Here is a 14846-nt window from a genome sequence, read left to right as displayed (position 1 = left end):
TATTTTTTAAAATTTTAAAATACCACGTGAAATATCCTTTTACTAAAACAGTTGATGTTACCGATAGCTATTTTGGGGCTGAAGTTAAAGATCCATACCGATGGTTAGAAGACGATAGAAGTCTGGAAACCAAAACATGGGTTGAAACACAAAACGAGGTTACCAATGCGTATTTAGATAAAATTCCGCATAGAGCGCAGTTAAAAAACCGCTTAGAGACCTTATGGAATTACGAAAAAATTAGCGCCCCTTATAAAGAAGGCGATTTTATCTACTTTTCTAAAAACGATGGTTTACAAAACCAAGACGTTATATACCGAAAGCAAAATGAAAATAGTCGAGCTGAAGTTTTTCTAGATCCTAATACGTTTTCTAAAGATGGTACTGTTTCATTAGGCGCCATAAGTTTTTCTAAAAGTGGTAAGTTTTTAGCCTACACCATATCAGAAGGTGGAAGCGATTGGAGAAAAGTTTTTGTTATGGATGCTGTAAGCAAAACCATAATTGAAACGGCTCTTACTAATGTGAAATTTTCTCAAATTTCGTGGTATAAAGATGAAGGCTTTTATTATTCTAGCTACGACAAACCCGAAGGCAGCGAGCTTTCGGCTAAAACAGACCAGCATAAAGTATATTATCATAAATTAAAAACACCCCAAGAAAATGATGTTATAATTTATGGTGTTAAACCAGAAGAAAAACACCGCTATATTTATGCAAAAGTAACCGAGGATAATCGGTTTTTAGTATTAACTCCACGCGTATCCACATCCGGAAACAAGGTTTTTATAAAAGATCTTTCTAAGCCAGATAGTGCCTTAAAAACAATAATTAACAATACAGAAACAGACACTTACCTTATTGACAATGCGGGAGACACGCTATTTCTATTAACCAATTTAAACGCTCCTAATAAAAAGGTAGTTCGAGTAAATTTTAATACTCCCGATCCTGAACATTGGGAAGATGTCATTCCAGAAACTAATCAGGTTTTAACCATTGCCAAAAGTGGCGAATATTTTTTTGCGCATTACATGGTAAACGCCATTTCTAAAGTAAAACAATACACTTACAACGGTGAATTTATTAGAGATATTGAACTACCAAGTTTAGGCACATCAATTGGTTTTGGCAGCAAAAAAGATGAGCTGTCGTGCTACTTCTCTTTCTCCAACTACTGCACGCCTAGTAGTATTTATAAATTCGATTTAAAAACTGGCAATTATACACTGTATTGGCAACCTTCAATAGATTTTAATACTAACAATTTTGAAAGTCATCAGGTCTTTTATACATCCAAAGATGGCACTAAAATCCCTATGATAATTACCCACAAAAAAGGGATTAACTTAAATGGCAAAAACCCCACTATTTTATATGGTTACGGCGGTTTTAACATAAGCCTTACACCTGCTTTTAGCATAACTAATGCGGTTTGGCTAGAACAAGGCGGCGTATTAGCTGTACCCAATATTCGTGGCGGTGGCGAATACGGTAAAACATGGCACGATGCCGGCACGAAATTGCAAAAACAAAATGTATTTGACGACTTTATCGCTGCCGCGGAATACTTAATAGCTAACAATTATACCACCTCTAAATATTTAGCTTTACGTGGTGGATCAAATGGTGGGTTATTAGTTGCTGCTGTTATGACACAGCGCCCAGATTTAGCTAAAGTTGTTTTACCAGCAGTTGGTGTTTTAGATATGTTGCGCTACCATACCTTTACAGCAGGAGCAGGTTGGGCGTACGATTATGGCACTGCCGAAGACAGCAAAGCCATGTTCGATTATTTAAAAGCATACTCGCCCTTACACAATATAAAACCCGGTGTTGCATATCCTGCTACACTAATAACAACAGGCGATCACGACGATAGAGTAGTGCCAGCCCACAGTTTTAAATTTGCAGCCGAATTACAAGCTAAACAAACAGGCAACAACCCTGCTTTAATAAGAATTGAAATCAATGCAGGCCATGGTGCAGGAACACCTGTTAGCAAAACCATAGCCCAATATGCAGATATTTTTGGGTTTACATTATACAATATGGGCATTAAAGCTTTACCTATCACACTTTAAAAAAGTAAAAATGTTAAGTTTTAGCAAAAATTGTTGGCTAAAAAAAAGTATTACAATAGTTTTGTAGTCTATTATGAGTAAAATTATACTTAAATATATTTCGGTTTTTGCATTGCTATTCTTTTCAGGATTTAGCAATTTGCATGCTATTCCCGATGCATCTTTAAATGCAAATAATTACTCCATAACTTCCGATAGCACGTTTAAGCATAGCGCTATAAAACCTGCTCAACACACCACGACTACTAATTTAGTTTTAGAAATTACTGAAGTCGATGAAACAGAAAACGAAGAATCTGCTTCAAAAAACAACCAGTCTTCTTTTAAAAACTTTTTAGCCGACATTTTAAATCTTTTGACTTATAATGAAACGCTCCAATCGGAAAAAGCATTTAATTTTCACAAAAATTTTCAAGATAAGTCCTCATCAAAACTTCATGTTAGGCTTCAGGTTTTCATAATTTGATTTTTTTTTTTTTGTAAATCATTCCCGATTTGCACTTTTCTAAAGCTATATAAATAATCTATATAGTTAGGAAACCATTGTGCTTTCGCACCTAAAAAATCATTTTACCTCCATTTATTACAATATAAAATTATGAAAAAAGCATACCTTTTCATGAGTTTGCTTGTGCTTATAATTGCAACAAGCTGCAACACCAAGAAAGAAAAAAAAGAAGAACATACAGCCTTTTTAGTTACCAACCCTATAAAAAAGGACACTTCAATCACTAAAGATTATGTAAGTCAAATTCACGCTGCAAGGCATATAGAAATAAGAGTATTAGAAAGAGGTTACCTCAAGCAAATATCTGTCGATGAAGGCCAATATGTTAAAAAAGGTCAACACATGTTTCAAATTATGCCTAACGTTTATCAAGCAGAGCTGAGTAAAGCAAAAGCAGAATCTGACGCAACCAAAATAGAATTAGCAAACACACAGATTTTAGCAGATGGTAATGTAGTATCGCAAAATGAACTTGCCATAGCAAAAGCAATGAACGACAAAGCAAATGCAGAAGTCATACTTGCAGAAACTCATTTAGGATTTACAAGAATTAAAGCCCCTTTTGATGGTATTATGGATCATCTAGAAGCAAGAGAAGGTAGCCTTTTGGAAGAGGGCGAATTACTCACTACACTATCTGACAACAGTAAAATGTGGGTATATTTTAATGTTCCTGAAGCCGAATATTTAGATTATATAACCAGCGCGGATAAAAATTCAAAAAAAGAAGTAGCCCTTTTAATGGCAAACAACAAACGTTTTAATCAAAAAGGTATTGTAGAAACTATTGAAGGTGAGTTTAATAATGAAACTGGAAATATAGCATTTAGAGCTACGTTTCCTAATCCTGATGGCATTTTAAGACACGGCGAAACAGGTAGTGTTTTAATGACGGTACCTTTTAAAGATGTTATTATTATCCCGCAAAAAGCCACTTTCGAGGTTTTAGATAAAACCTATGTTTTTGTAATAGATAAAGACCACGTTGTAAAACAAAAAGAAATTACTATTGGTGCCGAATTACCACATTTATTTATTGTTAATGAAGGTTTAAAAGAAACCGACACCATCCTGTTAGAAGGTATTAGAATGGTAAAAAACAACGAAGAAATTCACACCAAATTCGTAAGACCTAACCAAGTATTATCTGAGTTAGACTTATATGCCGAATAATTAGAATTTAATCTACAAAAACATGTTTAAAAAATTTATAAAAAGACCCGTTTTGGCAATCGTCATTTCGGTCATCATCGTATTTGTTGGTGGGCTTTCCATTAAACAATTACCCATATCTCAATTTCCTCAAATTGCACCAACCACGGTAAACATTTTTATTGCTTATCCTGGTTCAAGCTCGGAAGTTTTAGTCAATTCAACATTAATCCCACTAGAAACAGCAATTAATGGTGTACAAGGCATGCGCTATATTGCATCGGATGCAACAAGTGCCGGAGAAGCAACTATTAGGGTCATTTTCGAACCCGGTACAGATCCTAATCAGGCCGTTGTTCGGGTAAAAACTCGAGTAGATCAAGTTATGCCATTATTGCCAGAACTTGTACAACGCGAAGGGGTAATTATTACGCCCATTCAGCCCAGTATGTTAATGTACGTTAACCTTTCGAGCACCGATAAAAACAACGACGAGAAGTTTCTTTACAACTATGCATACACTAAAATTATTCCCGAAATACAACGGATTAATGGTATTGCAAGTGCCAAAATTTTAGGAAGTAGAAAATATGCCATGCGTGTTTGGTTAAAACCAGATAGAATGCGTGCCTACAACATTTCGGCAGAAGAAGTACTTGAAGCCATGGAAGAGCAAAGTATTTTAGCTAGACCTGGTCGTTTAGGGCGTAGTTCGGGTATAACATCCCAATCGTTAGAGTATGTTTTAACCTACCAAAATAGATATAATGAACCCGAACAATATGAAGATATAATTATTCGAGCCAATAAAGAAGGCGAAATAATAACACTTAAAGAAATTGCCGATGTAAAGTTAGGGAGTGAATTTTTCGATATTTACTCCAATCTAGACGGAAATCCATCGGCCTCTATTGTTCTTAAACAAACTTTTGGCAGTAATGGTAGCGATGTTATTGATGCTGTAAAGGAAAAGTTAGATGAATTAAAAGAAGAATTACCACCAAATGTTAATTTTAATATAAGCTACGACGTATCTAACTTTTTAGATGCATCCATAGAACAAGTAATACACACACTTCGTGATGCTTTTATTCTGGTAGCATTTGTTGTGTTTATATTTTTAGGTGATTGGCGTTCTACCTTAATTCCTATCATAGCCGTTCCTGTATCTTTAATTGGTGCATTTTTTGTCATGCAGCTTTTTGGATTGTCTATAAATCTAATTACCCTATTTGCGTTAGTACTCGCCATTGGTATTGTAGTAGATGATGCCATTGTAGTTGTAGAAGCAGTACACGTTAAAATGGAAGAAAAACACCTGAATCCATACAAAGCAGCATCCGAAGTTTTAGGGGAAATTGGTGGTGCCATTATCGCTATTACCTTAGTTATGGTATCTGTATTTATTCCTATTTCGTTTATGACAGGGCCAGTTGGTGTATTTTACAGACAATTTTCTATAACCATGGCAGGAGCTATTTTAATTTCGGCATTAGTCGCTTTAACATTAACACCTGTTTTATGTGCTATGTTGCTTAAAAATAATCATGGAAAAAGAAAAAAATCGCTTGTAGACCGTTTTATCGATTGGTTTAATAACGGCTTTGAAAAACTAACAGGTCGATATGTTAAGATACTCAATAAAATTGTAGCACGACGTGTTGTTACCTTCGGTATTTTGGCTGCCTTTTGTGCCGGTATATATTTTACTAATAAAGTATTACCCGCTGGTTTTATTCCCAATGAAGATCAAGGGATGATTTATGCCATTATCCAAACACCTCCAGGAGCCACATTAGAGCGCACAAACGAAGTCGCTAAAAAACTTCAAAAAATTTGTGAAGAAACTGAAGGTGTAGAATCTGTATCATCCTTAGCGGGTTATGAAATTATGACTGAAGGTCGAGGCTCAAATGCGGGTACGTGTTTAATTAACTTAAAGCCATGGGGCGATCGTCATCATTCCGTTCATGAAATTATGGAAGAATTGGAAGAAGAAACGAAAGACTTAGGTGCCGTAATTGAGTATTTCGAGCCACCTGCAGTTCCTGGTTTTGGTTCTTCTGGTGGGTTCGCCATGCGTTTGTTAGACAAAACCAACTCTACCGATTACCATAAGTTCGAGAGCATAAACAATGATTTTATGGAAGCCTTATCAAAACGTAAGGAGCTTACCGGTTTATTTACATTCTTTTCGGCTAATTATCCGCAATACGAATTAAAAATAAACAATAAAATTGCCATGCAAAAAGGCGTAACTATTAGCAAAGCTATGGAAAACCTTAACATTTTAATTGGTAGTACTTACGAGCAAGGTTTTATTCGTTTTGGTCGATTCTTTAAAGTGTACACCCAAGCGGGACCAGAATACAGACGTTTACCATCGGATCTTGAAAAACTTTTTGTTAAAAACGAAGAAGGTGAAATGGTACCATATTCAGCATTTATGTCTATAGAAAAGAAGCTAGGACCAAACGAAATTACACGTTATAACCTTTACAATTCGGCTTCAATACGTGGATTACCTGGTAAAGGCTATACCAGTAGTGATGCCATAAACGCTATTAAAGAAGTAGCTGCACAACAGTTGCCTAGAGGTTACGATATTGCTTGGGAAGGTCTATCGTATGATGAGGCAAGCAGAGGTAACGAATCTATTTACATTTTTATTGTTGTATTAGTATTTGTGTACTTTGTTCTGGCAGCACAATATGAAAGTTTCATGCTTCCATTGGTGGTAATATTATCATTACCCGTTGGTGTTTTTGGCTCGTTCTTCTTATTAAAATTAATGGGATTAGCTAACGACGTTTACGCACAAATTGGTGTGATTATGCTCGTTGGATTACTCAGTAAAAACGCCGTATTAATTGTAGAATATGCAGTACAGAAACAACGAGAAGGCGCCACAGTATTAGAAGCTGCTATAGAAGGTGCCAAAGCACGTTTCAGACCTATTTTAATGACCTCGTTTGCTTTTATAGCAGGTTTAATTCCGCTAATTATAGCAACAGGAGCCGGAGCAATTGGAAATAGAACCATTGGTGGTTCTTCAATGGGCGGTATGCTAATTGGAACATTTTTCGGGGTTTTAGTTATCCCAGGACTGTACTACATTTTTGCTACAATGTCTGAAGGTAAAAGCCTTATTAAAGATGAAGACAGCGAACCATTATCAGAACAATTTATTAGAACAAGTGAGGCAGAAAACCAAACACAAGCCAACACGACTCAAATAAATAAACTGAAAAACCTCATTAGAAAACTTAGAAAAAACAACAAAGATGAATAATTTAAAACCACAGATAAAATTAGGGAAAGGCTTTTTGCTTAGTTGTTTTATTGCTGTTACCTTGTTTTCGTGTGTACCCACTAAAAACATAAGGGAAGCGAATATAAACACACCCAATCAATATAAAAATGCCCAAAAAGACACAACAAATACAGCTACCGTAAAATGGAAGTCGTTTTTTAAAGACAACGATTTAATTGCTTTGATAGATGTGGCTTTATCCAACAATCAGGAGCTAAACATTATGCTTCAAAAAATAGGAATGGCTCAAAATAATATTAAAGCTAAAAAAGGTGAATACTTACCTTTTGTAAATGCTTTCGTTGGAGCAGATGTCGATAAAGTTGGTGAATTTACCAGAAATGGCGCGGTAGAAAAAAATCTAAATATTAGAGAAGATGAAGAATTTCCAGAACCTTTAACCAACTATTCGGTTGGTTTATCGGCCTCTTGGGAACTCGATATTTGGAAAAAACTACGTAACGAGAAAAAAGCAGCGGTTTTAGAGTACTTAGCTTCAATAGAAGGCAAAAATTTTATGGTTACTCAGCTTATATCAGAAATTTCAAGTGCATATTATGAGCTTATGGCGCTGGATAATCAGTTAACCATTATTCAGCAAAATTTAGATATTCAACAAAATGCATTAAGAATGGTTAAGTTGCAAAAGCAAGCCGCACGAACCACTCAACTTGCTGTTAGCAGGTTTGAAGCCGAAGTCTATAAAAACCAAAGCAACAAGTTTGAGATTAAGCAAAAAATAGTTGAAACAGAGAATTTAATCAACTTTTTAGTCGGTAGATACCCGCAACCTGTAACAAGACATTCCGAGACATTTCTAACAAAACAAGTCGATGCTATTTACACTGGAATTCCTTCGCAGTTATTAACCAATCGTCCAGATATTAAACACGCTGAATTAGAACTCTCTGCTTCCAAACTGAATGTACAAGTGGCTAGAGCAAATTTTTATCCGTCAGTTGGCATTAGCGCTGGAATTGGTTTTGAAGCTTTTAAACCTAAGTTTTTAACTAATACACCACAATCTTTAGCCTATTCGTTAATTGGAGATATGGTGGCACCGCTCATTAATAGAAATGCCATAAAAGCTGAATACAGCACAGCAAATAACAAGCAATTGCAAACTGTGTTTGAATACGAAAAAACAGTTTTAAATGCTTTTATTGAAGTGTCTAATCAATTATCTAAAGTCGAAAACCTTAAGGAAAGTTATCGTTTAAGAGAAAACCAAGTAAATAGTTTAACCGAGGCCATAGACCTTTCTATTCAACTATTTAAATCGGCTAGAGCAGAATATACCGAGGTTTTACTAACACAACGTGAAGCTTTAGATTCTAAAATTGAAATTATAGAAACTAAAAGAAACCAATTCATTGCAAACATTAAATTATACCAAGCATTAGGTGGAGGATGGAATTGATTTAATCATTTAAATTAATTCAATTTTCAAACCGCTCAATTAATTTTGGGCGGTTTTTTTATGTTATTTTTGTAGCCTATGTTACATGTAAAAAACCTAACATTTTCCTATAACAAAACACCAGTTTTAAAAGCTATTTCTTTTGAAGCAAAACAAGGTGAAAACATTGCTATAATAGGAGAAAGTGGCTCCGGAAAAAGTACTCTACTAAAAGTTTTATATGGTGAATACGATTTAAATGAAGGTCATATTTTTTGGCAGGATGAACAAATATTGGGTCCAAAACACAACCTGGTTGTTGGTTATGATTTTATGAAATATGTGGCACAAGAATTTGATTTAATGCCTTTTATAACCGTTGAAGAAAACATAGGTAAATTCCTGTCGCGTTTTTATCCAGAAGAAAAACAAAAACGTACTGACGAATTACTAGAAGTTGTCGAGCTTACTAATTTTGCTAAAACAAAAGTAAAAACACTTAGTGGCGGTCAAAAACAACGTGTTGCTTTAGCACGCGCTTTAGCCAAACAACCCGAAATTATTTTGCTAGACGAGCCTTTTAGTCATATAGATAATTTTAAAAAACAAAGTCTTCGTAGAAGTGTTTTTAAATACTTAAAAGAAAACAATATTACCTGCGTTGTTGCCACCCATGATAAAGAAGATGTTTTAGGTTTTGCAGACCGTATGATTGTTTTAAACAATCATAAAATTGCAGTTAACGATTTTCCAGAAGCACTTTATAAAAACCCTAAAACACCTTTAATTGCATCTTTTTTTGCCGAGTTTAATGTCCTTAACAACAAAATAATTTATGCTCATCAATTAAGAGTTGTAGATAAATCAGATTTGAAATCTACGGTTAAACGATCTTTTTTTAAAGGCCATTATTATTTAATTGAAGCCGAATTAAACAGTAAATCAGTGTTTTTTGAATATAGCAAGCAGGTTAGCGTAGGCAGCACATTATTCCTAAAAATAATCGAAGGTTAAACATCTAGCTAAATAGAACTCTATACATGTTTGCTAAAAGAACTTTAAATGACAATGAATTAGCTTTTGTTTCTAGCCAAATAAACAGAACCAAAAAACTACTATTAGGCATGTTCGTTATACTTGCTGCAATAATAACTATTGTTGCCATTGTAATTTACAGCGAAGAAGACGAAAATCATGTCTTTATTAATATCATGTTTGGCGTTTTAATAATGCTCTTATATGGTATTAATTGGTTTGTAAAAGGCTATAAAGAACATGTAATAGATCCTACAATATATAAAGCAACTGGTTTTTACGAACGTATTTATGAGCAACACGGAAAAAACGGAAGGTATTACGACACCATAAACGGAGCCAAAGTAAAAATACCATGGCATTGGCGGAAATACTTAAAGTCTCTAAAAAACGAATCCTTTAGCTATGAGTATATTGTAAGAGATGGCGTTGTGGCTATTAATGAAGGCGCTTCACTTTATATCGTTTCTATTAACGACACCTTGTCTTTAGATTATGAAATTAAAAATGGTCTTAAAAAAGCCAAACCACTTTCGTTTTTAAACATAGTAAGTATTATATTAATTATTCCTGTAACTATAGCACTTTTTGCAAATAGAGATATAAAATACCTAAAAGACATTTGGCAACTTACGCAAACAAAGGAAGACATTGTTGTTTTAAACAATACCGATGAGCTAACTACACTTCCAGGATCAAGGTATATACAACTACATAACGCTTGGGTTTACCAGTTTAAACGCCCTTACGATTTTAATGGCGAAAACTATGTACTTTCTCAAGCAGAACGCGACCACATTTATAACAATCCATCTTCTGGAGCGTATTATCGTTATTATTTTAACCCCAAACACCTTAAAAAGCCAGACTTAGAAAGCTTCAAAAGCCAGCTTAAAAAGAATATGGATAAATTCGGGTTTAAAAAAAACATAGATTCTAGCCTTTGGCAGAAATCTTTGAATCAAGCCTATAAACTACAGTTAAGAGATTTTAATAACCGCTTATATAAAGCCAAAAGACTAGATTCCATTTTAAACGTTTTAAAACCCAAAACACCCCTTTTTAAACTATACGACAATTGTTTTAATGCACCCGAGGAAAGCACTTATTCTATTAAAGCTAGTTTAGAAAAAACATTTGTAGTTAGTGGTTTTTATAACCCAAAAACTAAAACTATTATAAGTTTTGAAGAACAAGATAAAGTAAAAAAAGACCTTAAAAACATTCTTGTATTTGTTGGTATTTGTGCATTACTAGCTATGGCTTTTTTAATAACCATTTTTAAAATAATAAGAAATACTATTATTAAAAGAAACCTTGTAGAAGCTCGGCTAAATACTTTTTCTGGACCTGAAAGAATAGGGCGCTAAACTAGCTTTACAACACCTCTTTAACAACAAACGCTTTACCTCGAAAAGCAATTGGCGCATTAACCTCTTTACCCATTAATAACTGTCCAATAGGCGTATTAGGAGAAATAGCATAAAATTTGTCCTTGTTAACTGTTAATTCTCCTGCACTAATAGCTATATAATAATTAGCTTTTGTGGTATATACTACACTTCCTAAACCAATTGTTTTAGAGTTTTTTTCTGTACTAATTTTAGACAATGCTTCTTTAACATTCACTATTTCGGCCAGTTGATTTCCTGCTTTTTCTCGCTCTAGCTGAAGCATAGCACGACCGGTTTCATGCTTATCGCCAGCGCTACTTTTAGTTTCGCTAGTTAAGGATTCTTGAATTTCGTTAATGGTTTTTTGGACCGTTAACAATCTGTTTTCTATAAACTGAAAACATGCGTTATATAGGTTTTGCTTTATATTTAAAGGACTACTCATTTGTTTTAAAATCTAAGGCCCCAAAATAAACCATTTGTTTTACAATCCAGTTTTTTCTAGAGTTTATATAAGTAGTTGCTGGATGTGCAATGTATTTACGCGGATTTGGTAAAACAGCAGCAATTGCAGCGGCTTCTTGTTTAGATAATTGAGAAGCTCGTTTTTTAAACCAATATTTCGAAGCGGCTTCTATACCATAAATACCATTTCCCATTTCTATACTGTTTAAATATACTTCTAGAATGCGCTGTTTAGTCCACATTTTTTCTATTAAAAACGTAAAATATGTTTCCAAGCCTTTCCGCAACCAACTACGCTGTGGCCATAAAAACACATTTTTTGCCGTTTGTTGGCTTATAGTACTTCCGCCTTTAATAGCGTTTCCTTTTTTGTTGTTTTCGTATGCTTTTTCTATGGCTTTTAAATCGAAACCATTGTGATTTAAGAACAATTGGTCTTCGCTACAAACCACAGCCAATTGGGCATTTTTTGAAATATTTTCCATAGCAACCCAATCGTGTTTCCAAACTATATCTTGACCATTTTGATATTGCTCGATACTTCTAATTACCATTAATGGCGTAGCCGGAACGGGCACCTTTTTATAAAAGAAAACCGTAGCTACAGAAAGTACTACCAACCAGAAGATTGTTTTTAAAACAAATCGAAAAAATCGTTTTAGCAAACTCTCGCGATGCTTTTTACCTTTTAACGCCATTATACCAATTCCGCTAATTCTTTACCTATTAAACTACCAATTGCAACACCCATACCTCCAAGTCTTACACCACAAAACACATTAGTACTTAGTTGCTTTACAACGGCTTTTTTTTGGTTTCCAACACCCATAATGCCGCTCCATCTGTATTCAATTTCAAAAGCTGTTTTTGGTAAAATAGTAGTTTTTAGTAGAGCTTCTAAATGGTTTTGTATTAAGGTTGTTTGTTTAAACTCGGTAGTTTCTTCGGTTTTAAAATCTAAATTTCGTCCACCACCAAGCAGAACTCTATTGTCTATATTTCTGAAATAATAATAGCCCTTATCTAAATGAAACGTGCCTTTTAGCTTTAAATTATTTATGGGTTTAGTTATTAGCACTTGTGCTCTTGCTGGCTTAACATGTTCTGTAATTAACTGTGATGCAAATCCGTTGGTAGCTATAAGAACTTTTGATGCCGAAAACTCAAACTGATTAGTTTTTATTTTTACCGAATTGGCAACTTCTAAAAACTGCTCGACTTGAACATTATTTAAAATTTTGATGCCTTTAAAATACACTTTTTCCAATAAGGCCTCCATCATTTTTCCGGTATCTATTTGCCCTTCAAACTTATTGAAAACATAATGGCTATTTATATTTTTGAAATTGAAACTATTATCTTTTATACTAAAAACATCGGTTTTAAAAAGCGGTTTTAACCATGTATTAATGGCTTCTCTTTTTGATATACAGTCTTGAAATAGGGTTTGATTTGAGTTTAAAAACAACTCATAACCGCCTAATTGCTTAAAATTAATTTGCTGGTCGCCTAAGGTTTGCCTTAATACGTTTAAGCCCTTTACACGCTTTTGAATGAGTTGAAGTACTTCGGCCTTGGAATGTGTTTTTAAATCGTCTAGTATTTCGCTAAGGCTTCCAAAACAGGCAAATCCCGCATTTTTGGTACTGGCACCTTGTGGCAAGGTTCCTTTTTCTAGGATTAGAATTTTGGCTTTTTGAAACTTAGCCTTTAATTGTAAAGCACAGTTAAGACCTACAATACCACTACCAACTATGCAGAATTCGATATTTGACAGCCATGATTTTATTTCCCAATATGATAGGTTCATGAAGCTAAGTTATAATTTTTAATTGAAGTTTGAGACTACGCTATGCCTTTTGAAAATTTAAGCGAGTCTATTTGACAGCTCGCTTAATCTCTACTTTTAAATGCGAAACTTTAATGGATTTGAATATGTTAAGAATGATTGCACACTGATGACTGAAAACCGCGGACCAGCGCGCGTTAGGGATTGCAGAGGAAAGCCCACAGCCCGACGAAAGGAAGTGCGAGGACTTGTAACGGAAAGCCCGACCCTTGTGGTAACGCCATAAAAAAACTCCGAAATTACTTCCAGAGTTTTATTTATTTATTCTTCTACTTGTTTTTCCATTACAAAGTCTTCCATAAATTTAGTGGTATAATTACCTGCTAAATAATCTGGATGATCCATAAGTTGCCTATGGAATGGAATGGTAGTCTTTATGCCTTCTATAACGAACTCGTCTAAGGCACGTTTCATTTTATTAATGGCTTCTTCTCTGGTTTGCGCCGTTGTAATTAACTTAGCAATCATAGAATCGTAGTTAGGCGGAATGGCATAACCTGCGTAAACATGGGTATCTAAACGTACACCATGACCTCCTGGAGCGTGTAATGTTGTAATCATTCCTGGTGAAGGTCTGAAATCATTATACGGATCTTCGGCGTTAATTCTACATTCGATAGAGTGTAGTTTTGGCGTATAGTTTTTACCTGAAATTGGCACGCCTGCTGCTACAAGAATTTGCTCGCGAATTAAATCGAAATCAATTACTTGCTCTGTAATAGGGTGCTCTACTTGAATACGCGTATTCATTTCCATGAAGTAGAAATTACGATGCTTATCTACCAAAAACTCAATGGTTCCTGCGCCCTCGTATTTAATATATTCTGCTGCTTTTACTGCTGCCTCTCCCATTTTTTTACGAAGTGCGGTTGTCATGAATGGAGACGGTACCTCTTCCGTTAATTTTTGGTGACGACGTTGTATCGAGCAATCTCTTTCTGATAAATGACAGGCTTTTCCGTTAGAATCGCCTACAATTTGAATTTCGATATGTCTTGGCTCTTCAATAAGTTTTTCCATATACATATCGTCGTTTCCAAAGGCTGCTTTAGATTCTTGTCTTGCAGAATCCCAAGCATCTTTAAGATTTTCTGGTTTGAAAACACCACGCATACCTTTACCTCCACCACCGGCAGAAGCTTTAAGCATAACAGGATAGCCGGTTTCTTCGGCTAATTTTTTACATTCCTCAAAATCTTTTATTACACCTTCACTACCTGGTACACATGGTACTCCGGCAGCTTTCATGGTTTCTTTGGCGTTTGCCTTATCTCCCATTCTATCAATCATTTCTGGAGATGCTCCGATAAATTTTATACCGTGCTCTTCACAAATTTTTGAAAATTTAGCGTTTTCTGACAGGAATCCGTAACCTGGATGAATGGCATCTGCATTAGTAATTTCTGCTGCAGATATAATATTAGACATTTTTAAATACGACTCACTACTTGCTGGTGGTCCTATACAAACGGCCTCATCGGCAAACTTAACATGCAGACTCGATTCGTCGGCAGTAGAGTATACCGCCACCGTTTTAATGCCCATTTCTTTACAGGTTCTAATAACACGAAGTGCTATTTCTCCTCTATTGGCAATTAATATTTTTTTAAACATACCTTTAAAATTAAAAATTACAAATTCCAACCG

11 protein-coding genes are annotated in these 14846 nt (G+C 34.8%); 7 read left to right on the top strand and 4 right to left on the bottom strand.

Going from position 1 to position 14846, the window contains the following annotated elements; all coding sequences use genetic code 11:
* Positions 1–26 precede the first annotated feature (26 nt).
* The 7 genes from AAFN75_RS06840 (at position 27) to AAFN75_RS06810 (ending at position 10861) form a co-directional block, all read left to right on the top strand.
* Positions 27–2084 carry a prolyl oligopeptidase family serine peptidase gene (locus AAFN75_RS06840; protein ID WP_411808853.1) on the top strand — a complete coding sequence of 686 codons (2058 nt, stop codon included), beginning with the start codon at positions 27–29 and terminating at the stop codon, positions 2082–2084.
* Between the two features lie 73 nt (positions 2085–2157).
* Entirely contained in the window at positions 2158–2550 is a 393-nt protein-coding gene (locus AAFN75_RS06835) for a hypothetical protein (RefSeq protein ID WP_411808852.1), read from the top strand.
* Between the two features lie 132 nt (positions 2551–2682).
* Positions 2683–3765, top strand: a complete 1083-nt coding sequence (locus AAFN75_RS06830; RefSeq protein WP_411808851.1) for an efflux RND transporter periplasmic adaptor subunit — start codon at positions 2683–2685, stop codon at positions 3763–3765.
* A 22-nt stretch (positions 3766–3787) separates the two neighbouring features.
* Complete coding sequence (locus tag AAFN75_RS06825; protein WP_411808850.1) at positions 3788–7036, top strand: efflux RND transporter permease subunit; 3249 nt, start codon at positions 3788–3790, stop codon at positions 7034–7036.
* Complete coding sequence (locus AAFN75_RS06820; protein WP_411808849.1) at positions 7029–8477, top strand: TolC family protein; 1449 nt, start codon at positions 7029–7031, stop codon at positions 8475–8477. Before AAFN75_RS06825 ends, AAFN75_RS06820 begins: the two co-directional genes overlap by 8 nt.
* 78 nt (positions 8478–8555) lie before the next feature.
* Positions 8556–9470: an ABC transporter ATP-binding protein gene (locus AAFN75_RS06815; RefSeq protein WP_411808848.1), complete on the top strand. Its 915-nt coding sequence runs from the start codon at positions 8556–8558 to the stop codon at positions 9468–9470.
* Positions 9471–9496: 26 nt separating this feature from the next.
* Positions 9497–10861, top strand: a complete 1365-nt coding sequence (locus tag AAFN75_RS06810) for a hypothetical protein (RefSeq protein ID WP_411808847.1) — start codon at positions 9497–9499, stop codon at positions 10859–10861.
* 7 nt (positions 10862–10868) lie between these two features.
* Here the strand turns inward: AAFN75_RS06810 and AAFN75_RS06805 are convergent, their stop codons facing one another.
* The 4 genes from AAFN75_RS06805 to accC form a co-directional block, all read right to left on the bottom strand.
* Positions 10869–11330, bottom strand: a complete 462-nt coding sequence (locus tag AAFN75_RS06805; protein ID WP_411808846.1) for a 3-oxoacyl-ACP synthase — start codon at positions 11328–11330, stop codon at positions 10869–10871.
* Positions 11323–12048, bottom strand: a complete 726-nt coding sequence (gene mtgA / locus AAFN75_RS06800; protein ID WP_411808845.1) for a monofunctional biosynthetic peptidoglycan transglycosylase — start codon at positions 12046–12048, stop codon at positions 11323–11325. Before mtgA ends, AAFN75_RS06805 begins: the two co-directional genes overlap by 8 nt.
* The gene (locus tag AAFN75_RS06795; protein WP_411808844.1) at positions 12048–13160 is read right to left on the bottom strand and encodes an NAD(P)/FAD-dependent oxidoreductase; all 1113 of its coding nucleotides are present in this window, start codon (positions 13158–13160) and stop codon (positions 12048–12050) included. The genes mtgA and AAFN75_RS06795 overlap by 1 nt, the downstream gene beginning before the upstream one ends.
* Before the next feature lie 300 nt (positions 13161–13460).
* Positions 13461–14813: an acetyl-CoA carboxylase biotin carboxylase subunit gene (gene accC, locus AAFN75_RS06790; RefSeq protein WP_411808842.1), complete on the bottom strand. Its 1353-nt coding sequence runs from the start codon at positions 14811–14813 to the stop codon at positions 13461–13463.
* Positions 14814–14846: the final 33 nt, after the last annotated feature.

This window comes from Algibacter sp. AS12 (assembly GCF_046736315.1).
Lineage (GTDB): Bacteria > Bacteroidota > Bacteroidia > Flavobacteriales > Flavobacteriaceae > Algibacter_B > Algibacter_B amylolyticus.
The sequence above is the reverse complement of the archived record's forward strand: the minus strand, read 5'-3'. Positions and strand labels throughout refer to the sequence as shown.

Excerpts from the sequence above, each read along its gene's own strand:
- AAFN75_RS06835 (WP_411808852.1), top strand. The coding sequence starts at position 2,158 with ATGAGTAAAATTATACTTAAATATATTTCGGTTTTTGCATTGCTATTC.
- AAFN75_RS06830 (WP_411808851.1), top strand. The coding sequence starts at position 2,683 with ATGAAAAAAGCATACCTTTTCATGAGTTTGCTTGTGCTTATAATTGCA.
- AAFN75_RS06825 (WP_411808850.1), top strand. The coding sequence starts at position 3,788 with ATGTTTAAAAAATTTATAAAAAGACCCGTTTTGGCAATCGTCATTTCG.
- AAFN75_RS06820 (WP_411808849.1), top strand. The coding sequence starts at position 7,029 with ATGAATAATTTAAAACCACAGATAAAATTAGGGAAAGGCTTTTTGCTT.
- AAFN75_RS06815 (WP_411808848.1), top strand. The coding sequence starts at position 8,556 with ATGTTACATGTAAAAAACCTAACATTTTCCTATAACAAAACACCAGTT.
- AAFN75_RS06810 (WP_411808847.1), top strand. The coding sequence starts at position 9,497 with ATGTTTGCTAAAAGAACTTTAAATGACAATGAATTAGCTTTTGTTTCT.
- AAFN75_RS06805 (WP_411808846.1), bottom strand. The coding sequence starts at position 11,330 with ATGAGTAGTCCTTTAAATATAAAGCAAAACCTATATAACGCATGTTTT.
- mtgA (WP_411808845.1), bottom strand. The coding sequence starts at position 12,048 with ATGGCGTTAAAAGGTAAAAAGCATCGCGAGAGTTTGCTAAAACGATTT.
- AAFN75_RS06795 (WP_411808844.1), bottom strand. The coding sequence starts at position 13,160 with ATGAACCTATCATATTGGGAAATAAAATCATGGCTGTCAAATATCGAA.
- accC (WP_411808842.1), bottom strand. The coding sequence starts at position 14,813 with ATGTTTAAAAAAATATTAATTGCCAATAGAGGAGAAATAGCACTTCGT.